At 54.2% G+C, this 1,288-nt stretch carries 1 protein-coding gene; it reads right to left on the bottom strand.

What is annotated here, in order from left to right:
* Positions 1-1,014, bottom strand: a 1,014-nt coding sequence (locus tag ACE4YL_RS06340) for a VWA domain-containing protein (protein ID WP_461369390.1), incomplete at its 3' end; no start/stop codon positions are given.
* Between the last annotated feature and the right edge of the window lie 274 nt (positions 1,015-1,288).

Genomic DNA, 1,288 nt, shown 5'->3' with positions numbered 1-1,288 from the left:
CTTCATTTTGGCCCATATCTTTTTCAGGAAGCTAAAACTGCTGTCAGTTCTGAGACGTGTTAGATCCATCTCCACCCGGTGCTCTTCTTCTTCCAGCCTGCCAATAAAAGATAAAGATCCGGCAAGTTCTCCGCTATACTTTCCCACCAGTATCAGCGGCTCACGGTCAAATATCGCCTTAATATCTCGTGGATAAAACTCCACATCCTGCATTGCACTCCATTTGACTGTTACATCGCTGATCACCGGCGAGTTTATGCGGTAAAACTGGCGGATCAACTTATCCTCTATCCTTTCACCGGGATAGATAAACTCGGGAAGCCCTCTTCCCGCTTCGGCAAGCTGGTTGATAAAGTAGCTGTTTACCGCCGTATCGATTCCGAAAGTAAAAAGTCGATTGCCCCTGATCCCTCTCCTGACCCGATCGATAATTTCTTGCTCATTTCCGACCTGACCGTCTGTGAAGAGGAGGATTACCGTTCCATCTTCGCCGCTGTTTTTAAGGGCAAAATCCACCGGCTCCATGATCTCGGTGCCGCCCATCGAACTGAGATTGTTGATCCAGCTCGAGGCGCGTTCAAGGGAGGCCTGGTTGAACAGCACGCTCCCCTCAGGGGAAAAGTAACAGCAGCCGCTTTCAAAGGCGGCAATGTTGAATCTATCGCCGTCTTCCAGGTTCCGCAGGCACAGCTGCATGGCATTTTTGGCATGTTGCAACTTGGCCCCGTGCATGGAACCGGAAATGTCAATGAGAAAGATGAAATTTAGCGCTTCACGGACAAAGCGGGCGCCAAGATGGGGAAGGAGGTGAAGGTAGAAGTAGCCCTCGCCGGTTTCCGGATCTTTCCAGCTCAATCCCGCTGTCGTGCTTTCCTCCCGGCAGCGGCCCAGGATGACGATGTCCCGGTCCAGGGGGGCCTTGCCCTCGGCCAGGGTGATCCGCGCGCCGCCGTCTTCCCTGGCAGTTACCTTCAACTGGTGCGAAGGAGAGCTGTATTCGTCAACGGGCAGCAAGGGCTGCAGGTTCAGCTCGAGCTCAACCCGGTAAGCGGCTCCGGGGTCCACCGGCGGGGTAATAAAATCGGCGTCGGGGACCCGGTCAGTAGGATTCGACCAGCCCATTCCCTTCTTCTCCTTGATCCGGCTGCCGGGGATATATCTCGGCGCCACCAGGGTGGGGATGGATATCCTGAACTCCCCATCCTGGTACGATATCGTTCCAAGGTAAGCGATCTTGATTCTCACCTCTTCCCCGGGAAGAATCCGGCCCAGGGAAACCTGGAAAATA

It is taken from the genome of Candidatus Darwinibacter acetoxidans, assembly GCF_041936445.1.
Lineage (GTDB): Bacteria > Bacillota > Limnochordia > Darwinibacteriales > Darwinibacteriaceae > DTU010.
The sequence above is the reverse complement of the archived record's forward strand: the minus strand, read 5'-3'. Positions and strand labels throughout refer to the sequence as shown.